Below are 20075 nucleotides of genomic sequence, written 5' to 3' on the forward strand. Positions count from 1 at the left end.
AACGCCCGATGCGGAGAACGCGGACAACTCTGACGGCCCTCGCCCTGCTGCTGGCGGCGACGGCCTGCTCGGTCTCGGGCGCGGCGAACGGCGGCGAGGGGAGGACCAGGCTCGTCGTCGGTTACCAGTCCAAGACCATCAACACCGTCACGGCGGGCACGCTGCTGCGCTCGCTGGGCTACCTGGAGAAGCGGCTCGGCGACCAGTACACCGTCGAGTGGCAGGACTACGAGACCGGCGCCCCCATCACCGCCAAGATGGTGGCCGGGAAGATCGACATCGGCTCGATGGGCGACTACCCGCTGCTCATCAACGCGGCCAGGACGCAGGCGATCCCGGCCGCCCGCACCGAGCTGATCTCCATCACCGGCTACAACCTGCGCGGCGGGCTCAACATGGTGCTCGTCCCGCCCGCTGCCGAGGCGCGTACGCTGGCCGACCTGGCCGGCACCAAGATCTCCGCCAGCGTCGGCTCGGCCGGCCACGGCACGCTGGTGCAGGCGATGGAGCGGGCGAAGATCACCGCCGAGGTGGTCAACCACCAGCCCGCCATCGGCGCGGCACAACTGGAGTCGGGCGGCGTGCAGGGGTACGCCCAGTTCGTGGCCTGGCCGGGCCTGCTGGCCTTCCAGGGCAAGGGCCGCCTGATCTACGACGGGTCGGCCCTGGACGTGCCGACCTTCCACGGGGTGGTGACGCGGCAGGCGTACGCCAAGGAGCACCCCGAGGTCGTGGACGCCTTCCTCAAGGCCCAGCAGGACGCCACCCGCTACCTGCACGAACACCCGCTGGAGGCCGCCGAGTCTGTGGCGAAGGACACCGGGCTGCCCGCCGAGGTCGTCTACCTCTACAACGGCAGGAACGGCATCTCCACCTTCGACCTCACCCTGAAGGAGCCGCTGCTCAAGGCGCACGAGCGCGACGTCTCCTACCTCAAGCAGATCAGCCCCGACTTCTCCGGCGTGGACGTCAAGGCGTTCGTCAACGACGGCTACCTGCGCAAGGCGTACGGCGCCGCCTACGACCAGGACCTGGCCTCGACCGCGAACCCCGCCGCGACCACCGGCGCCGACGCCGCCTGCGGCGAGCCCGTCACCGACCCGGCGACCGCCTCCGAGCTGTGGCTGTCCGGCGAGAACACCACCAGGCCCGCCGCCACGCCCGCCTGCCTGCTGCGCCAGATCGCCACGGCCCAGGGCGAGGTGCGGGCGGCGTACGTGCCCGACACCGTCACCGGTACCAGGTGGTTCGCCGACCAGTCGGTCTGGCTGAAGGAGCCCGGCGGGAGCCTGCTGCCCTTCACCACCCAGGAGGGCGCCGACGCCTACCGCGAGGAGCACCCGAAGGTGGAGCCCGTCAGCTACGCGGACGCGCTCAAGGCGGCAGCGGAAGGGGGTGACGCACGATGACCGCCGACGCCCGGACCGCCGATCCACCCGTGCCCGACGTCCAGCCCGGCGTCCAGGCGGGCGTCCCGGCCGACGACCGAACGGGTGTCCGATCCGATGGCCAAGCGGGTGTCCCGGCCGCTGCGTCTTCCGCGGCAGGGCGGCGGCGGGCCAGGAGCGGCGCGAAGGCGCGGCGGCGGCTCGTCAGGGCCGCGTCGCTGCTGGCCGCGGCCGCGCTGTGGCAGGTGCTCACCGTCACCGACGCCCACCTGTGGCTGCGCTTCGACCGGCTCCCCACCCTGGGCGAGATCGGCGCCAGCGCCGCGAGCCGCGTCACCACCCAGCTCTACTGGCTCGACCTGCTGCAGAGCCTGATCAGGATCCTCACCGGGTTCGGGCTGGCCGCCGTGGCGGGGGTGGCCGCGGGCGTGCTGGTCGCCAGGTCCGCCAGGGCGGGGGACGTGCTGACGCCGCTGTTCGAGGCCGTCCGGCCCATCCCCGCGATCGCGCTGGTGCCGGTCGCCATCCTGCTGTTCCCGACGGACGAGCAGGGCATCGTGTTCATCACGTTCGCCGCCGCGTTCTTCCCGATCCTGGTCAGCACCCGGCACGCCGTCCGCGCCCTGCCCACCCTGTGGGAGGACGCGGTCAGGACGCTGGGCGGCAGCCGGCGTCACGTGCTGGCGAACGTGGTGCTGCCGGGGATCCTGCCCGGCGTGTTCGGCGGCCTGTCGGTCGGCATGGGCGTGTCGTGGATCTGCGTCATCTCGGCGGAGATGATCTCGGGCGAGTTCGGGGTCGGCTACCGGACGTGGATGTCGTACACGATCGTCGACTACCCCGCCGTCATCGTCGGCATGATCACCATCGGCCTGCTCGGGTGGCTCACCTCGGCCGCGGTCGAGCTGGCCGGGCGCCGCGTGACGCGCTGGCTGCCCAGGGCGGAGGAGACGTCGTGACGCTGGGCATCACCCTGGACTCCCTGTCGCTCGGCTACGCGCGCGGCCCCGTGCTGCGCGAGGTCGACCTGACGGTACGGCCCGGCGAGGTGCTGGTGATCGTCGGCGCGTCCGGTTCGGGCAAGTCCACGCTGCTGCGCGCCCTGGCCGGGCTGCTGACCCCGCACGGCGGCCGGGTCCTGGCCGGCGGCGAGGAGGTCACCGGCACCTCGCGCGAGCGGGCGATGGTCTTCCAGGACGACGGGCTGCTGCCCTGGCGCACCGTGCGGCGCAACGTCGAGCTGCCGCTGCGCATCCGCGGCCTGCCCAGGGGCGAGCGCAGGACGGTCGCCCAGGAGTGGCTGGCCCGCGTCGGCCTCGAAGGGCACGAGGACCGGCTGCCCCGCGAGCTGTCCGGCGGCATGCGGCAGCGGGTGCAGCTCGCCCGCGCCCTGGCGGGCGCGCCCCGCGCGGTGCTCATGGACGAGCCGTTCGGCGCGCTCGACGCCCAGACCCGCGCCGGCATGCAGGCCCTGCTGCTCGACGTGCTGCGCGACACCCGGGCGACGATCGTCTTCGTCACCCACGACGTGGACGAGGCGCTGCTGCTCGCCGACCGCGTGGTGGTGCTCGGCTCCGGCGGCGTCCGCACGACCATCGAGGTCCCCGGCCCCCGCGACCCCGCCGCCGATCGCGCCGAGCTGCGCGAGAAGATCCTCAAGGAGCTGTGAAGATGGACATCCCCGCGATCGAGGACCGCCTGCGCCTGGAGTGCGAGGTGCTCGTCGTCGGAGGCGGCACCGCCGGCACGATGGCCGCCATCACGGCGGCCGAGCAGGGCGCGCGTGTGCTGCTGCTGGAGAAGGCGCACGTGCGGCACAGCGGCGCGCTGGCCATGGGCATGGACGGCGTCAACAACGCGGTCATCCCCGGCAAGGCCACCCCCGAGGACTACGTCGCCGAGATCACCCGCGCCAACGACGGCATCGTCAACCAGAAGACCGTCCACCAGACCGCGACCAGGGGCCACGACATGGTCCGACGCCTGGAGCGGTACGGCGTGAAGTTCGAGAAGGACGAGCACGGCGAGTACGCGGTGCGCCGCGTGCACCGCTCCGGCAGCTACGTGCTGCCCATGCCGGAGGGCAAGGACGTCAAGAAGGTCCTCTACCGGGTGCTGCGGCAGCGCCACATCCGCGAGAAGGTCCGCATCGAGAACCGGGTCATGCCGGTCAGGGTGCTCACCTCCGGCGGCCGGGCGGTCGGCGTGGCCGGGTTCGACTCCCGCTCGGGCAGGTTCGTCACCGTCTCGGCCGGCGCCGTGATCCTGGCGACCGGCGCTTGCGGCCGGCTCGGCCTGCCCGCCTCCGGCTACCTGTACGGCACCTACGAGAACCCGACGAACGCCGGCGACGGCTACGCCATGGCCTACCACGCCGGCGCCGAGCTCAGCGGCATCGAATGCTTCCAGATCAACCCACTGATCAAGGACTACAACGGCCCCGCCTGCGCCTACGTCGCCAACCCGTTCGGCGGCTACCAGGTCAACAACAAGGGGGAGCGGTTCGTCGACTCCGACTACTGGTCGGGGCAGATGATGGCCGAGGTGTCGGCCGAGATCGGCTCCGCCCGCGGCCCCATCTACCTCAAGCTCTCCCACCTGCCAGGCGAGACCGTCACCGCCATCGAGAACATCCTGCACACCACGGAACGCCCCACCCGTGGCACGTTCCACGCCGGGCGCGGCCACGACTACCGCACCCACGACGTGGAGATGCACATCTCGGAGATCGGCCTGTGCGGCGGCCACTCGGCCTCCGGCGTGTGGGTGGACGAGAACGGCGCGACCACCGTCCCCGGCCTGTACGCGGCGGGCGACCTGGCCTGCGTGCCGCACAACTACATGATCGGCGCGTTCGTCTTCGGCGACCTCGCCGGCGCGCACGCCGCCGCTCACCACCGGGAGCCGGACGCGCTGCCCGAGGACCAGATCGCCGCCGCCCACGAGCTCGTCTACCGGCCCCTGCGCCACCCGGACGGGCCGCCGCAGCCGCAGGTCGAGTACAAGCTGCGCCGCTTCGTCAACGACTACGTCGCGCCGCCGAAGACGGGGGCCAAGCTGGAGATCGCGCTGGAGTCGTTCGAACGCATGCGGGAGGAGATCGCCGCCATGGGGGCGCGCACGCCGCACGAGCTGATGCGCTGCGCCGAGGTGGACTTCATCCGCGACTGCGCCGAGATGGCGGCGCGCTCCTCGCTGGCCCGCACCGAGAGCCGGTGGGGGCTCTACCACGAGCGGGCCGACCTGCCGGAGCGCGACGACTCCGCGTGGCTGTTCCACCTCAACCTGCGCAAGCGCGCCGACGGGGCGATGGAGTTCGTCAAGCGGCCGGTGGAGCCGTACCTGGTGCCGGTCGAGGAGTTCACGCCCGTCGCCGCCGAGCCGGTGGTCCTGGGCACGCGCGGCCCCCAGGCGTCCGCCGCCGCCAGGGGCGCCACCGGCGGCCGGGGCTCGCGGACCGCCGTCGGACGCTCGCCGCGCATCCTGGAGCTGCACCGGCTCGCCGAGCAGCAGCCCGCCGTCACCGACCTGGCCCCCTACCTCGCCGACTCCGACCCCAAGGTGCGGCGCGCCGCCATCGCCACGCTCACCGAGACCGTTCCGCCGGGCACGGACCTCGCCCTCGCGACGGCGCTCGACGACGCCCACGGCACCGTGCGGCGCGCCGCCGCCACGGGGCTGGTCGAGCTGGTCGAGGTGCTGCCCGCCACCGCCGCGCTCGGCGACGCGCTCGCCGCCCGGCTGTCCAGCGGCGACGCCACCGTACGGGCGGCCGTCCTGGACGTGCTGCGCGCGTTGCGCCTGGGGACGGCCGGCCTGTTCCGCTCCGGGCTCCGCGACCCCGACCACCGGGTACGGATCGCGGCCATCAGGGGCCTGGTCTCGCTCGACGCGGTAGCCGAGGTGGCGGACGCGGCCGCGGACCCGTCCCGGGAGGTGCGGGTGCAGGCGGCCAAGGGGCTCGGCCTCATCGGCAAGCCGTCGCCCGCCCTGGCCGTCCTCGCCGCCGACACCGACCTGCTCGTCAGGGCCGCCGCCCTGGAGTCGTCGGCTGCCACGGGGGATCCGCTGGTGTCGCCGGCCCTGGAGGGGCTGGGGGATCCGGCCTGGGAGGTGCGGGTGGGGGCGGCGCGCTGCCTGGCCGCCGCCGATCCCGCCGTCGCCGTGGGGCCGCTGGTGGGTGCGCTGGCGGACGGCAACCTGGATGTGCGTAAGGCGGCGGTGGTGGCGCTGGGGGCCTGGGCGGGGAGCGCGGAGGTGGCGGGGGCGTTGCGCGGCGCGCTCGGCGACACGGACGCCGACGTCCGCGCCTACGCCCGCCGCGCCCTCACCACCCCCTGACCCGCCCGCCGCGCCCGCCTCGACGCACGTGCCGGGGCGGGCGCGGCGGGGGTGTCAGGTGACGGGGTGTCAGGTGGCGGGGGTGTCAGGTGGCGGGGGCGCCGCCGGGCAGGAAGTCGCGCAGGTGGGCGACCAGCGCGTCCGGCCGCTCCTCCGCGATGAAGTGCCCGCACTCCGCGATCTCGAAGCCCCGCACATCCTCGGCGTACTCACGCCAGATCTCCAGCGTGGGCAACCGGGCGGGCAACCCGGCCGACCCCCACAGCGCCAGCACCGGCATCGTCAGCCGCCGCCCGGCAGCCGCGTCCGCGTCGTCCAGCGCGAGATCCTCCTCATGCGCCCGGTAGTCGTCGAACCCCGCCCGCAACGCCCCCGGCCGCGAGAACGCCCGCACGTAAGCGTCCACCGCCTCGGCCGGCAACCCGTGCCGGTTGTACGTCCACCGCTCGAAGAAGTACTCCAGGTACCCGCGCACGTCCCGGCCGACCAGCCGCTCCGGCAGGTCGGGCTGCAGGTGGAACAGCCAGTGCCAGTAGGCCGACCCGACCGACGCGTCAAGGCGGCGGAACATCTCCCTGGTCGGCACGATGTCCAGCACGGCGAGCCGCTCCACCTGGTCGGGACGGTCCAGCGCCCACCGGTGCGCCACCCGCGCCCCCCGGTCGTGCCCGACGACCGACGCGCGTTCGAAGCCGAGCGAGCCGACCAGCTCCGCGAGGTCGGCGGCCATCCGCCGCTTGTCGTAGCCGGTCGCGGGCTTGTCGCTGAGCCCGTACCCGCGCAGGTCGGGAGCCACCACGGTGTGTCCGGCGGCGAGCCGGCCGAGCACCGGCGCCCAGCACAGGCTCGTCTGCGGCCAGCCGTGCAGCAGGACCACGAGCGGGCCCGAGCCGGCGCGCGTGTAGTGCAGGCGGATCCCGCCGACGGAGGCCACCCCTGTGGTGTTCATGGGCCTTCCTTCCTTAACCTCTTCATAGGGTTAGCGACATTACAGGGAAAATAGGGACATGACAGCGAACGACGCGTGGATCCGGGACGGCGGGCGGGTGTGCCTCGACTTCGTCAACACCCTGCGCGACCGCTGGGACGTCCCCAGGGAGACCCTCGAACAGCCGGAGGACCTGGTGCGCTGGCTGGACGGCGCCGGGCTGGTCGCCCCCGGCGCGTGCCTCGCCGTCCCGTCCGACGCCGCGTTGCGTTCGGCCGGGCTGCTGCGGGAGGCGATCGACCGGGCGGTGCTGGGCGCGGCCGAGGGCCGCCTGCCCGCCCCGGCGGACGTGGACGCGATCAACGAGGCGGTGGCGGCGGCGCCCCGCCCGCTCCTCCAGCTCGTGATCGCGGACGGCCGGCTGGAGCAGCGGGCGGAGCCGCTGGCCGCCGGCGTGGCCGCCGCGCTCGGCCTCGTCGCCCGCGACGCCGCCGAGCTGCTGCTGTCGCCCGAGGTCGGACGGGTGCGGGTGTGCGGGTCGGACCGCTGCGCCCTGCGCTTCGTGGACCGGTCGCAGGCGGGCAGGCGCCGCTGGTGCTCGATGAGCCGCTGCGGCAACCGCACCAAGGTGAGGCGGCATCAGCAACGCGCCGGAAAATAGCACTGGGAGTTTTGGCCCTCACTCAGCCACAATTAGTGATGTGTGCCTCTTTTGGGACTTAAGTGGCGCACGGCCTCTTTGTGGTTCAACGAGTGATTGGCGATTGCATGGCGGGCGAGCACAGACGTACGGCCCTCGTGGTGCGAGGCGGGTGGGAGGGACACGCCCCGGTGGCGGCCACCGACCTCTTCGTCCCCTTCCTCGAGAAGAACGGCTTCGAGGTGCGGCTGGAGGACAGCCCGGCGCCCTACGCGGACCCCGCGTACATGGCGGGGGTCGATCTCATCGTGCAGTGCTACACGATGGGCGCCATCGAGCAGGACCAGCTCAAGGGCCTGCGGGCGGCGATCGAGGCCGGCACGGGGATGGCCGGCTGGCACGGCGGCATCGCCGACTCCTACCGCAACTCCTCCGACTACCTGCACCTGATCGGCGGGCAGTTCGCCTGCCACCCCGGCAAGCACCCCGACGACGAGGACGCGGGCACCGAACGGCACAACTTCGTCCCGTACACCGTCAACATGCTGCCTGAGGCGGCCGCGCACCCGATCACCGAGGGGATCGGCGACTTCGACCTCGTCACCGAGCAGTACTGGGTGCTGGCCGACGACTACAACGACGTGCTGGCCACCACGACGCAGAAGGTGCGCCCGTGGGACCCCTGGCACCGGGAGGTGACCTCGCCGGCGATCTGGACGCGCCGCTGGGGCAAGGGGCGCATCTTCGTCGCGACCCCGGGGCACAGCCTCGACGTCCTGGAGCACGACAGCGTGCGCACCATCATCGAGAGGGGAATGTTGTGGGCCAGCCGCTGAACCTCGGCATCGTCGGTTGCGGGGCCATCTCGGCCCAGTACCTGCGCACCATCGAACGGCTGCCGCAGGTGCGGCTGGTCGCGGTCGCCGACCTCGACCTGGAGCGGGCCCGCGAGGCCGTCGCGCCCTATCCGGGCGTGGACGTGCTGGGCGTGCCGGAGCTCATGGCCGACCCCCGCGTCGACGCCGTACTCAACCTGACCATCCCCGCCGCCCACGCCGAGGTCGCCCTCCAGGCCATCGCGGCAGGCAAGCACGTCTACTGCGAGAAGCCGCTCGCCGCGACCGGCGAGGACGCCCGCCGGGTGCTGGAGGCGGCCAGGGCGGCGGGGGTACGGGTCGGCTGCGCGCCCGACACGGTGCTCGGCACCGGCACCCAGACCGCCCGCCAGGCCATCGACGACGGCCTGATCGGCCGCCCCGTGGCGGCCACGGCGACCATGCTCACCCCGGGCCACGAGCGCTGGCACCCGAACCCGGACTTCTACTACGTCCCGGGCGGCGGCCCGCTCCTGGACATGGGCCCGTACTACGTCAGCAGCCTGGTGACGCTGCTCGGGCCCGTCGCGACGGTGGTCGGCGCGGCCAGTCGCACGCGCGCCAAGCGCACCATCGGCTCGGGCCCCCGGCAGGGCGAGGAGATCCCGGTCACCGTGGACACCCACGTCACCGGCGTTCTCGTGCACGAGTCCGGCGCGCTGTCCACGCTGGTGATGAGCTTCGACGCGGTGGCCACCAAGGCGCCGAACATCGAGGTGCACGGAGAGAAGGGATCCCTCGTGGTGCCCGACCCCAACCATTTCGACGGCGACGTCCTGCTGACCAGGCTCGGCGACGACGGGCCGCGCACGCTTCCCGTCTCCGCCGGGTACGCCGGCGCGGGCCGCGGCGTCGGCCTGATCGACTTCGCCGGCGACCGTGAGCCGAGGGCGGGAGGGGCGCTGGCCTTCCACGTGCTCGACGTCATGGAGTCGCTCCTCGCCTCCGCCCACGAGGGCCGGGCGGTGGACGTCGGGAGCACCTGCGAGCGGCCCCGGCCGGTCGCGCTGGGCGGGCTCGCAGCGGAGGGCTGAGCCGCGTGCCGGGCCCGGCTTTCGTGCCGGGCCCGGCGCCGCGATCCCGAGGCGGGCTCAGCGGACGGACTCGCCGGTGGTGCTCAGATCGCGCCGGTACGACTCCGGCGCCTTGTACACGGCGAACATCGTCACCAGCGCGCCTGCCATCACGTACGCCGCCACCAGCGGCCACCGCGACCCGTCCGCCCCCGCCAGCGCCGTGGCGACGAACGGCGTCAGCCCGCCGGCGAAGATCGAGGCGATCTCCCGCCCCGCCGCCGCCCCCGTGTAGCGGCGTTCGGCCGGGAAGAGCTCGGCGTAGAAGGCGGGCTGGATGGCGTTGATGGCGTTGTGCCCGACGTTCAGCACCAGCACGTACCCGAGCACGATGAGCACCATCGACCCGCTGTGCAGCATCGCGAAGAACGGGAAGGCCATCACGAACACCACGGCGGCCCCGAAGAAGTAGACGGGCCGCCGCCCGATGCGGTCGGACAGGGCGGCGAAGGCGCCGTGGCTGACGAAGGCGAGCACGGCGGCGATCAGGATCGCGTTGTTGAGCTGCCCCTTTTCGATCCCGATGCTCGCGCCGTAGGACAGGGCGAACACCGTCAGCAGGAAGTACGGCAGCGCCTCGGCGAACCGCAGCCCGACGATGAGCAGCAGGTTGCGCCAGTCGTCGGCGAAGATCCGCCGGATCGGCCCGTGCGCGGGACGTTCCTGACCGGCGGCGACCGACTCGGTGAAGACCGGCGTCTCGTGCAGGGTGCGCCGCATCCAGAACGTCACCACGAGCACCACGGCCGACAGCAGGAACGGGATCCGCCACCCCCAGCTCAGCAACTGCTCGTCGGGCAGCGTGAAGACCCAGGCGAAGATGCCCGTGATGAGGATCTGCGCGGAGAACCCGCCCGTGTTCGGCCAGGCGCTGAAGAAGCCGCGCCGGTGCGGCGGCGCCGACTCCAGCACGATGATCATGGAGCCGCCCCATTCGCCGCCGACCGCGAACCCCTGCACCAGCCGCAGCACGACCAGCAGGATCGGCGCCCAGACCCCGATCGTCGCGTAGCCGGGCAGCAGGCCGATGAGGATCGTGCTCAGCCCCATCAGGACGAGCGTGACCATCAGGGTGGACTTGCGGCCGTGCCGGTCGCCGCGGCTGCCGAAGAACAGCCCGCCCAGCGGCCGGGCCAGGAAGCCGACCGCGAACGTGCCGAAGGCCGACAGGGTGGCCACGAAGCCGCCGGCCTCGGGGAAGAAGACCTTGGGGAAGACGACGGCGGCGGCCGTGCCGTACACGAGGAAGTCGTAGTACTCGAGGGTGTTGCCGAGGAAGCTGGAGGCCGTGACCTTCCAGGTGTAGCGAAGGTCGGTGCGTGGGGGAGAGGTCGCGACCATGGCGACGCCCTTTCTGCCGTTGCCCGCGGGGATTGAGTTGTCGCACACTATGACTCGGCAGACGGTTAACCGTCAACGGTTAACGTTGACCGTATGCAGCGCGGCACGTTAGGCTCCGTCCAGGACACGAGAGGAGAGCTGGTGACGATCACCAATCCGCTGCGTCACCCACCCCTCGGCGACCAGTTGCTCACCCAGCTCCGCTCGCTCATCGTGCGCGGCGAGCTGAGCGTCGGCACACACCTGGTCGAGGGCCGGATCGCGGAGCGCTTCGGGGTGAGCCGCGGGCCGGTCCGCGACGCCCTGCGCCAGCTCGAGATCGAAGGGCTGGTCGAGACGCGCAAGCGCGGCGTCTTCGTCCGCGGCCTGTCCGACACCGACCTCGTCGAGCTCTACTCCCTGCGCGGCGCCCTGGAGGGCCTGGCCATCCGCGAGGCCGTCGCCCGGCTGGACGCGGCCGACTGGAGCCCGCTGGAGCAGGCGATCGAGCAGATGCGCGCCGCCGCGGCCACCCCGGACCCCGCCAAGTTCGCCGCCGCGGACCTCGACTTCCACAGCGGCTTCTACGTCCTCGGCGCCAACCGCTGGCTCACCGCCACGTGGGAGCTGCACCGGCCGCTGTTCGCCACCGTGCTGGAGATCACCAACACCGACCGCGACCTGATCCCCGTCGCCGAGGACCACGCCGAACTGAGCGGGATCGTCCGCTCCGGCGACGTGGACGCGGCGCTGACCGCCCTCGCGGCGCACCTCGACGGCTCCTGCGGCCGCATCCGCGCCACGCTGAGCGAACGGCCCAGGCCCCAGCCGCAGCCCGCGTTCTGACACCGATTCTCGTCCAGGCCGGGCCGGTCCGCAGTGGACCTCCTGACTCGGACCGGCCCTTCCCCCCTGAGCCGCCACAGCGAGGCCTCACCATGCCCGAAAGTGCCATGCCCGAAAGTGCCATGCCAAACAACGTCGCGCGCGCCGAGGTGCTCGCCGCCGTCCCGACCTTCTTCGACGAGGCGGGCGAGCTCGACCTCGCCACCACCAAGGCCTACCTCGCCGGCCTCGCCCCCCGCGTGGACGGCGTCTTCGTCTGCGGCACCACCGGCGAGTTCCCCGCCCTGGAACGGGCCGAGCGGCACGCGCTCGCGCAGGAGGCGCTGGCGGTGTTCGGCCCCGAGCGGGTGGTGGTGCACGTGGGGGCCGCCGCCACCCGGGAGTCGGTGGCGCTGACGAAGGACGCGGTCGCGCTCGGGGCACGCAGGCTGGCCGCGCTGACCCCGTACTATCTGCCCGCCGACCCCGGCGCCGTGCTGCGGCACTTCGAGGCGGTGGTGCGGGCGGCGGGCCCGGCCGCCGTGTACGGCTACCTGTTCGCCGAGCGCACCGGCGTGCACGTCGAACCCGCCGAACTGGCCGCCGCGACCGGGCTGTCCGGCGCCAAGCTGAGCGGCCGCGCGGCCGACCGGTTCACCGAGTACGCCGCCGCGCTCCCGCCGGGCAACCGGCTCTGGTCGGGCTCCGACACCCGGCTGGCCGAGGTGATGCGCGGCGGCGGGACCGGCGTCGTCTCCGGGCTGTCGGCCGCCTTCCCCGAGCCGTTCGCCCGCCTCGCCGACGCCGTGGCCGCCGGCGACACCGCCGCGGAACGGGACGCGCAGGCCCAGGCCGACGAAGTACTCGACACGCTCGGCGGCACCGTCGAAGGCATCAAGCTCGCCCTGCGCCACCTCGGCCACGGCACCGGCGAGCTGCGCATGCCCGCCTGCGAGATCACCCCCGAGCAGCGGCGCCGCATCGCCCGCCTGGCCGCCACCCGAGGGTGACCCGCTCCACCCGCGCCCCGGGGGCACCGCCTGCACCGGCCGCTCGGCGATCTCGTCGCGCCGGGCCGCCCACGGGACGGCGAGAGCACCTAACATCACAGATGGCGGTCAGCCCAGATCCCCTCGGGAGATGACATGAGCGATTCCGCGACACTTCCCCTCTACATGCGCCGCTCCCTCTTCGACCCGGACGCCGAGCTCGTGCGGGTGCGCGAGCAGGAGGGCGTGCGGCGCGTCGCCACCCCGTTCGGGGCGGACGTGTGGATGGTGACCAGGTTCTCCGACGTCAGGGAGGTGCTCGGCGACCCGGCGCGGTTCAGCAACGCGCGCCAGCCGCTCCCGCCGGGCGCGCCCGACATGCCCAGGGAGCAGGTGGAGGCGCAGCGGGCGGGCCATCTGCTGCTCTTCGACCCGCCCGAGCACACCCGGCTGCGGCGGATGCTGACGCCGGAGTTCACCATGCGCCGCATGCGCCGGATGGAGCCGCGCATCAGGGACATCGTGGCCGGGCACCTCGACGCCATGGAGGCCGCGGGGCCGCCGGCCGATCTGGTGGCCTCGTTCGCGCTGCCGATCCCGTCCCTGGTGATCTGCGAGCTGCTCGGCGTGCCGTACGAGGACCGCGAGGAGTTCCAGCAGCGCACGTCGAGGCTGCTGGACCTGTCGCTGTCGCTGAAGGAGCGCACCCCGATCCGCGAGGCCGCCCGCGCCTACATGGCCGAGCTGGTCGGCCGCGCCCAGGCGGACCCGGGCGACGACCTGCTCGGCATGCTGGTGCGCGAGCACGGCGACGACCTGTCCACCGCCGAGCTGATCGGCATCGGCAGCCTGCTGCTGGTGGCGGGCCACGAGACCACCTCCAACATGCTCGCCCTCGGCACCCTGGCCCTGCTGCGCCATCCCGAGCAGCTCGACCAGCTCAGGAAGGAGCCGGAGCGCGTCGCAGCCGCCGTGGAGGAGCTGCTGCGCTGGCTCAGCATCGTGCACAACGGCACGTTCAAGAGCACCACGACCGAGGTCGAGCTGTCGGGAGTGCGCATCCCGGCGGACGCGCTGGTGGTGGTCGCGCTGCCCGCCGCCAACCGCGACCCCGCGCTGGTGGCCGACCCCGACCGGCTCGACCTGGGCCGCGGCGACCTGGGGCACCTGGCCTTCGGCCACGGCGTGCACCACTGCCTGGGCGCGCCGCTGGCCAGGATGGAGATGCAGATCGCCTTCGGCGCCCTGTTCGAGCGCTTCCCCGGCCTGCGCGAGGCCGGGCCGCCGCCCGCGTTCCGGGCCATGAACGTCGTGTACGGGCTGACGTCCCTGCACGTGACCTGGTAAGACGCGCGTGACCTGGTGAGGCTCAGCCTTTCAACCCGCTGAACGTCATGGTCGCCACGAACTGCCGCTGCGCCAGCACGAAGGCGATGATGAGCGGCATCGTGGCGACCACGTTCCCGGCCATGAGCAGCGACCACTGCGTGTGCCGGGTGCCCTGGAAGTTGGCCAGCCCGAGCTGGATCGTGTACAGGCTCTCGTCGCTGATCGCGACCAGCGGCCAGACCAGGTCGTTCCACGAGCCGAGCAGCGTGAACACGGTCAGCGTCGCCAGCGCGGGCCTGGCCAGCGGCAGCACCACCCGCCAGAACACGCCGAACGTGCCGCACCCGTCGATGCGGGCGGCGTCCTCCAGTTCGCCCGGCAGCGACAGGAAGAACTGCCGCATCAGGAAGATCCCGAACGCCGACGCCAGCCACGGCACGAACGCCGCCGCCAGGGTGTCGATCAGGCCGACGCGGGTGAACATCACGTACGTCGGGATCATCAGGAGCTGCGTCGGGATCATGATGGTCGCCAGGATCATCAGGAACCCGGCGTTCCTGCCGAAGAACTTCAGCCGGGCGAAGCCGTACCCGGCCATCGAGCAGAGCACGAGCTGCGACAGCACCGCGATCGCGGACACCACGACGGTGTTCAGCAGCCAGCGCAGCGCCTGCGACTCGGTGAACAGGCCGATGAAGCCGTCGAGCTGCAGCCGGCTGGGGATGATCCGGGGCGGGAAGCGGTTGATGTCGCCGTCCGGCATGAACGCGGTCAGCACCATCTGCACCAGAGGCAGCGCGAACAGCAGGGCGAGCGGCATCAGCAGCAGGTGCCAGGGGCTGAACGGCAGACGTCTCATCAGAAGGCCTCGATCTTGCTGCGCCGGGAGTAGACGATCATCCCGACGGTGATGAGCAGGGTGGCGGCGAACAGCCCGTAGGCGACGGCCGAGCCGTAGCCGAACTTGGTGAGCTTGAACGCCTGGACGTAGACGTAGTACACGATCGTCTGCGTCGCCCCCAGCGGGCCGCCCCTGGTCGTGGTGAAGACCAGGTCGAAGAGCTGCAACGCGGTGATCGTCTGCCAGATGGCGGTGAACACCGTGACAGGCCCGAGCGCGGGCAGCGTGACGTGCCGGAAGACCCGCCAGCGGCCGGCGCCGTCCATCCTGGCCGCCTCCACCACGTCCTTCGGGATGTCCTGCAGCGCGGCCAGGTACACGACCACGGTGAAGCCGACCTGCCCCCACAGCGCGATCAGGCAGATCACCGGGAGCGCCTGCGACTGGCTCTCCAGGAACTGCTGCTGCGGCAGGCCCAGCGTGCGCAGCACGCTGTTGGCGGCGCCGTACTGGGGGTTGAAGACGAAGCTGGCCAGGATGCCGGTCGCCGCCGCCGACGCGACGAACGGGATGAAGATGCACGTACGGTAGAAGCCGACCAGCTTGATCGGCCGGTTGAGCGCGACGGCGACGAGCATGCCCAGGAAGATCGACGACGGCACGAACAGCACCGTGAACACGATCGTGTGCCGCACCGCCGCGAACAAGTCGGGGTCCTCCAGCATGAGCTGGTAGTTCAGCAGGCCGATGGGCTTGGCGGGGGCGATGCCGTTCCACTTCTGCAGGGAGATGAGGAACGCCCACACCGCCGGGAAGATCGACAGCCCGACCACGAGCGCGGTGGCGGGCCCCGCGAACCCCCATCCGACCAGGCTGCGGTGCAGCCACCGCAGCCGGCCGGACGGGACCGCCGCGCGGGGGGCGGCGGCCTGGCGCCGCCCGGCGAACAGCAGCGACATCGTCAGCCCCCGGCCAGCGCCTGGCGGGACTTGGCGGCGGCCTCGTCCAGCGCCGCCTTCGGCGTGGCCGCGCCCTGCAGCGCCTTGGCGATGGCCTCGCCGACGTAGCGCGACATCTCGACGTACCCGCTGATCGTGGGCCTGGCCTGCTTGGCGTTGGCCAGGTTGGCGACGATCTTCTCGACGCCCGGGTACTCCTTGACGAAGGTCTGGTATTCCGGCAGCGACTTCTCCGAGGCGCGCAGCGGCAGGTTGCCCTGGGCGAGGTTCCACTGGGCGTCGCCCTCGGCCGAGGTGAGCCACTTCATCAGCTCGAACGACCAGTAGGCGCGGTTGGCATCGCCGTTGTCGAACAGCGTCCACAGGTCGGGGCCGGAGACCGTCTGGTGGTCGCCGTTGTGGCCGGGCAGGAACGCCACGCCGTAGTCGGTCTTCTTCTGCTTCAGCTCCAGCAGCGACCACGGCCCGTTGATGATCATCGCGATCCGGCCGTCGCCGAACAGCGGCGCGTAGCGCTCGTCGGTCTGGTCGAGGTAGACGCTCTTGTCGTCCACGGCCATCGCGCGCAGGAACTCCAGCGCGTCCACGCCCGCCTGCGAGTTGAACGCGGCCTGCTTGCCGTCCTGCGACAGGATGGCGCCGCCGCGCTGCCACAGCAGCGGCCAGAAGTGCCAGGTGGTGTCCTCGGAGGCGCTCACCGAGTACGCGGTGCCGTAGATCTTCTCCGCCGGGTCGGTGAGCTTCTTGGCCGCCGCCCTGAAGTCGTCCCAGGTCCACTCGTCGGTCGGGTACGGCACGTTCCCGGCGTCGAAGAGCTTCTTGTTGTAGAGCAGGGAGAGGTTGTCCACCAGCGCGGGGAAGCCGATGACCTGGCCGTTGGGCGTGGCGGTGGTGCGGGCCGACTCGGGGAACTCGCTCCACCCGACCGCCGGGTCCTTGACCTTCCCGGTCAGGTCGAGGGTCTTGCCGGACTCCTGAAGCTGAGACGCCCAACTACCGAAAGCATAGGAAATATCGGGATACACGCCGCTTGCGAAGCCCGCTGACAGCTTCTGCAGCAACTCGTCGGTGGTGGACGCGCCCGAGGTGACCTCGATGGTGACGTTGGGATGCTGCTGGGTGAACTTGGCCGCCAGCCCCTCCAGGATCTTCTGCGCGTCGGAGGTCTGCCCCGACCACCACGTGAGCTTCACCTTCGCCTGTGGGTCCACGGTCTTGGCGCCCTCCTGGGACGGTCCCCCGCAGCCGGAGGCCGCCAGGATGATCGCCGTGACCAGGGCCGCCACGGTTCTTCTTCGCACTGTGGATGCTCCCTCCCGGAATGTTGGAGCCCATCATGGCTACTTTCGAAGTCTTGTCAATACCTTCGAAAAAGCGCAAGGGTTGACAACCTTTCACAACTCCTGCGACTGTGCCGTGGTGTCCAGAACGACCTTCGACCTCCTTGTCGTGGGCGACGCCAACCCGGACGTGATCGTGTCCGGTTCGCCTCGCCATCCCGAGTTCGGCCAGCGCGAGCAACTCGTCCCCGCCGCCGGCCTGGTGCTCGGCGGCTCCGGCGCGATCACCGCGTACGGCGCCGCCCGGCTCGGGCTGCGCACCGCGTTCGCCGGACGGGTCGGGGACGACCCCGCGGGCACCTTCGTCCTGGACGCCCTGCGCTCCGGCGGCGTGGACGTCTCGGCCTGCGTCGTCGACCCCGCCGTCCCCACCGCCATGACCGTCGTCCTGGTGGACGGCGACGACCGCGCCATCCTCACCGCCGCGGGCTGCCTCGACCGGCTCGCCGCCACCGACGTGCCGCCCGCCCTGCTCGAACGTGCCGCGCACGTGCACGTCTCGTCGTACTTCCTGCAGCCGCTGCTGGCCCAGGGGCTGGCCGGGCTGTTCGGCATGGCCAGGGCCGCGGGGGCGTCCACGTCCCTCGACACCAACGACGACCCGGCGGGCCGGTGGGCGGGGCTGGCGGACGTGCTGCCCGTCACCGACGTCCTGCTCCCCAACGAGAACGAGGCCTTCGCCATCGCCCGCGCCGTCTCGGACGCAGGTGCAGGCGCAGGCACGGGGATGGACGTCACGCTGGGCGGGGCGGACCGGGACGACGCCGACCTCGAACGCGCCGTCAAGGAACTGGCCGCCCACGGCACCCTCCCCGTGGTCAAACGCGGCGCGCACGGCGCCCTGGCCTTCGCCGACGGCGAGCTGATCGAGGTCCCCGCCCGCCCCGCCACCGTCGTGGACGCCGTAGGCGCCGGGGACAGCTTCAACGCGGGCCTGCTCGCCGCCCTCCTGCGCGGCCTGCCACTGAGCCGGAGCATGTCGGTAGCCGTGACCTGCGGCACCCTTTCCACCCGCGCCGCCGGGGGCACCGCGGCGCAGCCCACCTGGGAGGAAGCCACCTCATGAAGAAGATCGTGTTCGTCGGGGCGGGAAGCGTCGTCTTCACCCACGGGCTCCTCGCCGACCTCGTCAAGTTCCCCGAGCTGCGCGGCATGCGCATCGCCCTGCACGACATCGACCCGGAACGCCTCCAGGTGGCCGAGGCCGTCGCCCGCCGCATCACCGGTGACAACGCCACCGTCACCGCCCACCTCGACCGCCGCGAGGCGCTCGAGGGCGCCGACTTCGTCATCAACATGGTGCAGGTCGGCGGGTACGACGCCACCGTCATCGACTTCGACATCCCCGCCAGGTACGGCCTGCGCCAGACCATCGCCGACACCATCGGCACCGGCGGCGTCTTCCGCGCCCTGCGCACCTTCCCGCTGCTCGACGCGCTGGCCGACGACATCGCCGCCGTCTGCCCCGACACGCTGCTGCTCAACTACACCAACCCGATGGCGATGAACGTCTGGTACCTGTCGGGCAAGGTGCGCAACGTCGTCGGCCTGTGCCACTCGGTGTACTGGACGATGCGCGGCCTGGCCGACCTCGTCTCGGTGCCGTACGAGGAGGTCTCCTACGTCGCCGCCGGCGTCAACCACCAGGCGTGGGTGCTGCGCTTCGAACGCGACGGCGAGGACCTCTACCCGCGCCTCGACGTGGACGACCCGCAGCTCCGGCGGCGGGTGCGGATCGACATGTACCGGCGGCTCGGCTACTACCCGACGGAGACCAGCGAGCACTCGGCCGAGTACGTGCCGTGGCTGATGCACCACGACTCCGAGCTGGACCGGCTGCGCATCCCGGTGGGGGAGTACCTGCGCGTCAGCGAGGAGAACCTGGCCGAGTACAAGCGGACCCGCGACCTGGTCCGGGGCGGCGGCGAGCTCGACATCGCCGGCACCGACGAGTACGCGCCGCAGATCATCCACAGCGTCGTCACCGGCACGCCCCGCGTCGTCTACGGCAACGTCGTCAACGACGGGCTCATCTCCAACCTGCCGCAGGGCTGCGTGGTGGAGGTGCCGTGCGTGGTGGACGCCACCGGCGTGCGGCCCACCGCGGTCGGCGCGCTGCCCCCGCAGTGCGCGGCGCTGAACAGGACGTACGTGAGCGTCAACGAGCTGACGGTGCGGGCCGCGCTCGAAGGCGACCCCCGCCACGTCAGGCACGCGCTGATGGTCGACCCGAACACGGCCGCCTCACTCACCGTGGACGACATCTGGCGGATGGCCGACGACCTCACCCGCGCCCACGGCGACCTCCTCCCGCAAGCGCTGCGGGCCCACTAGCTCAGCGGGCGATCTCGACCGCCAGCCCCTTGTCCCGCAGCGCGGCCACGCACTCGGGATCGGCCGACTCGCCCGTGATCAGCAGGTCGATCTCGCCGACCGCGCAGATCGGCGCCATCTCCACCACGCCCAGTTTGGACGCGTCCGCGACCAGGATCTTCCTGGTCGCGGCGCGCAACATGCGCTGCTTCATCTCCGCGTCGGGCAGGCTCACGTTCGTCACCCCGCCCGCCGCGTCCACCCCGCCGCACCCCAGGATGACGGTGTGCGCGCGGATGCCCTCCAGCAGCTTGCCGCCCAGCGGATCGACCAGCGAGTGCTGTTGCCGCCGCAGGCTGCCGCCGGTCACCACGACCGAGATGCGGGGCAGCGCGGGCTCCAGCTCCAGCGCCGTGCGCAGCCCGTTGGTGAACACCGTCACCTCGGTCAGGTCGGGGCGCGCCACCAGCTCCCTGGCCACGTAGGTCGTGGTCGTGCCCGCCCCCATCAGGACGCTCTCGCCCGAGCCGACCAGCCGGGCGGCCACCTTGGCGATGGACGACTTCTCCACCGCCGCCGTGCCCAGCGACAGCTCGAACGACGCCTCGACGTGCGGCGCGGGCCCGGCCGACACGGCGCCGCCACGCACCCGGCGCACCTTGCCCTGCTCCTCCAGCGCGTCGAGGTCGGCCCTGACCGTCACGCTGGACACCCCGAACGCCTCGGCCAGCTCCGCGACCCTGGCGAACTCCTGCTCGGTCAGCAACGCCAGCATGCGCTCGCGACGGACCTCCGTCGGCATCGACTCACTCATCGGCGGCCCCCCGCCGCCATCGGACCCCCGACGGTTCCGGCTCGCTCATCGCGGCCTCCCGTCGCCATCGGACCCCCGACGGTTCCGGCTCGCTCATCGC

18 protein-coding genes are annotated in these 20075 nt (G+C 72.2%); 12 read left to right on the forward strand and 6 right to left on the reverse strand.

Annotated features, from left to right (window positions below):
• The first annotated feature begins 8 nt into the window (after nt 1-8).
• The 4 genes from FXF51_RS44605 to FXF51_RS44620 are packed head-to-tail and all read left to right on the forward strand — an operon-like array spanning nt 9 to nt 5729.
• Entirely contained in the window at nt 9-1409 is a 1401-nt protein-coding gene (locus FXF51_RS44605) for an ABC transporter substrate-binding protein (RefSeq protein ID WP_148440853.1), read from the forward strand.
• Nucleotides 1406-2347 (forward strand): ABC transporter permease, encoded by a 942-nt coding sequence (locus FXF51_RS44610; protein ID WP_148440854.1) that lies wholly within the window; start codon nt 1406-1408, stop codon nt 2345-2347. The genes FXF51_RS44605 and FXF51_RS44610 overlap by 4 nt, the downstream gene beginning before the upstream one ends.
• Nucleotides 2344-3057 (forward strand): ABC transporter ATP-binding protein, encoded by a 714-nt coding sequence (locus tag FXF51_RS44615; protein ID WP_148440855.1) that lies wholly within the window; start codon nt 2344-2346, stop codon nt 3055-3057. Before FXF51_RS44610 ends, FXF51_RS44615 begins: the two co-directional genes overlap by 4 nt.
• 2 nt (nt 3058-3059) lie before the next feature.
• Nucleotides 3060-5729, forward strand: a complete 2670-nt coding sequence (locus FXF51_RS44620; protein ID WP_148440856.1) for a fumarate reductase/succinate dehydrogenase flavoprotein subunit — start codon at nt 3060-3062, stop codon at nt 5727-5729.
• Nucleotides 5730-5814: 85 nt separating this feature from the next.
• Here FXF51_RS44620 and FXF51_RS44625 read toward each other — a convergent pair whose 3' ends face one another.
• The gene (locus tag FXF51_RS44625) at nt 5815-6678 is read right to left on the reverse strand and encodes an alpha/beta fold hydrolase (protein ID WP_148440857.1); all 864 of its coding nucleotides are present in this window, start codon (nt 6676-6678) and stop codon (nt 5815-5817) included.
• A gap of 58 nt (nt 6679-6736) precedes the next feature.
• On the opposite strand from FXF51_RS44625, the gene FXF51_RS44630 reads away from it, so the two are divergent.
• From FXF51_RS44630 to FXF51_RS44640, 3 genes are all read left to right on the forward strand, one after another.
• Nucleotides 6737-7318 carry a CGNR zinc finger domain-containing protein gene (locus FXF51_RS44630; RefSeq protein WP_148440858.1) on the forward strand — a complete coding sequence of 194 codons (582 nt, stop codon included), beginning with the start codon at nt 6737-6739 and terminating at the stop codon, nt 7316-7318.
• A gap of 170 nt (nt 7319-7488) precedes the next feature.
• Nucleotides 7489-8133 carry a ThuA domain-containing protein gene (locus tag FXF51_RS44635; RefSeq protein ID WP_262380248.1) on the forward strand — a complete coding sequence of 215 codons (645 nt, stop codon included), beginning with the start codon at nt 7489-7491 and terminating at the stop codon, nt 8131-8133.
• Entirely contained in the window at nt 8118-9206 is a 1089-nt protein-coding gene (locus FXF51_RS44640; protein WP_148440860.1) for a Gfo/Idh/MocA family protein, read from the forward strand. The genes FXF51_RS44635 and FXF51_RS44640 overlap by 16 nt, the downstream gene beginning before the upstream one ends.
• A 57-nt stretch (nt 9207-9263) precedes the next feature.
• On the opposite strand, the gene FXF51_RS44645 is transcribed toward FXF51_RS44640, so the two are convergent.
• Nucleotides 9264-10586: an MFS transporter gene (locus FXF51_RS44645; protein ID WP_148440861.1), complete on the reverse strand. Its 1323-nt coding sequence runs from the start codon at nt 10584-10586 to the stop codon at nt 9264-9266.
• 141 nt (nt 10587-10727) lie between these two features.
• Between FXF51_RS44645 and FXF51_RS44650 the strand changes: the two genes are divergently transcribed.
• The 3 genes from FXF51_RS44650 to FXF51_RS44660 all read left to right on the forward strand — a co-directional run bounded on the left by FXF51_RS44650 (nt 10728) and on the right by FXF51_RS44660 (nt 13726).
• Complete coding sequence (locus tag FXF51_RS44650; RefSeq protein ID WP_148440862.1) at nt 10728-11411, forward strand: GntR family transcriptional regulator; 684 nt, start codon at nt 10728-10730, stop codon at nt 11409-11411.
• Nucleotides 11412-11533: 122 nt separating this feature from the next.
• Nucleotides 11534-12400: a dihydrodipicolinate synthase family protein gene (locus FXF51_RS44655; RefSeq protein WP_187414923.1), complete on the forward strand. Its 867-nt coding sequence runs from the start codon at nt 11534-11536 to the stop codon at nt 12398-12400.
• Nucleotides 12401-12535: 135 nt separating this feature from the next.
• A complete protein-coding gene (locus tag FXF51_RS44660) occupies nt 12536-13726 on the forward strand; it encodes a cytochrome P450 (protein ID WP_148440864.1) in 1191 nt (396 codons plus the stop codon).
• 22 nt (nt 13727-13748) lie between these two features.
• Here FXF51_RS44660 and FXF51_RS44665 read toward each other — a convergent pair whose 3' ends face one another.
• Genes FXF51_RS44665 through FXF51_RS44675 form a run of 3 tightly spaced genes read right to left on the reverse strand, consistent with a single transcriptional unit; the run spans nt 13749 to nt 16809 of the window.
• Entirely contained in the window at nt 13749-14567 is an 819-nt protein-coding gene (locus FXF51_RS44665; protein WP_148440865.1) for a carbohydrate ABC transporter permease, read from the reverse strand.
• Nucleotides 14567-15508 carry a carbohydrate ABC transporter permease gene (locus FXF51_RS44670; protein WP_148440866.1) on the reverse strand — a complete coding sequence of 314 codons (942 nt, stop codon included), beginning with the start codon at nt 15506-15508 and terminating at the stop codon, nt 14567-14569. Before FXF51_RS44670 ends, FXF51_RS44665 begins: the two co-directional genes overlap by 1 nt.
• A 2-nt stretch (nt 15509-15510) precedes the next feature.
• Nucleotides 15511-16809, reverse strand: coding sequence for an ABC transporter substrate-binding protein (locus FXF51_RS44675; protein ID WP_148440867.1), 1299 nt, complete (start codon nt 16807-16809; stop codon nt 15511-15513).
• A gap of 118 nt (nt 16810-16927) precedes the next feature.
• On the opposite strand from FXF51_RS44675, the gene FXF51_RS44680 reads away from it, so the two are divergent.
• Nucleotides 16928-17914, forward strand: coding sequence for a carbohydrate kinase family protein (locus FXF51_RS44680; protein WP_222871743.1), 987 nt, complete (start codon nt 16928-16930; stop codon nt 17912-17914).
• Complete coding sequence (locus FXF51_RS44685) at nt 17911-19182, forward strand: alpha-glucosidase/alpha-galactosidase (protein WP_148440869.1); 1272 nt, start codon at nt 17911-17913, stop codon at nt 19180-19182. Before FXF51_RS44680 ends, FXF51_RS44685 begins: the two co-directional genes overlap by 4 nt.
• 1 nt (nt 19183) lies before the next feature.
• On the opposite strand, the gene FXF51_RS44690 is transcribed toward FXF51_RS44685, so the two are convergent.
• Nucleotides 19184-19963, reverse strand: a complete 780-nt coding sequence (locus FXF51_RS44690; protein WP_222871744.1) for a DeoR/GlpR family DNA-binding transcription regulator — start codon at nt 19961-19963, stop codon at nt 19184-19186.
• Nucleotides 19964-20075 lie beyond the last annotated feature (112 nt).

It is taken from the genome of Nonomuraea sp. PA05, assembly GCF_008086045.1.
GTDB lineage: Bacteria > Actinomycetota > Actinomycetes > Streptosporangiales > Streptosporangiaceae > Nonomuraea > Nonomuraea monospora.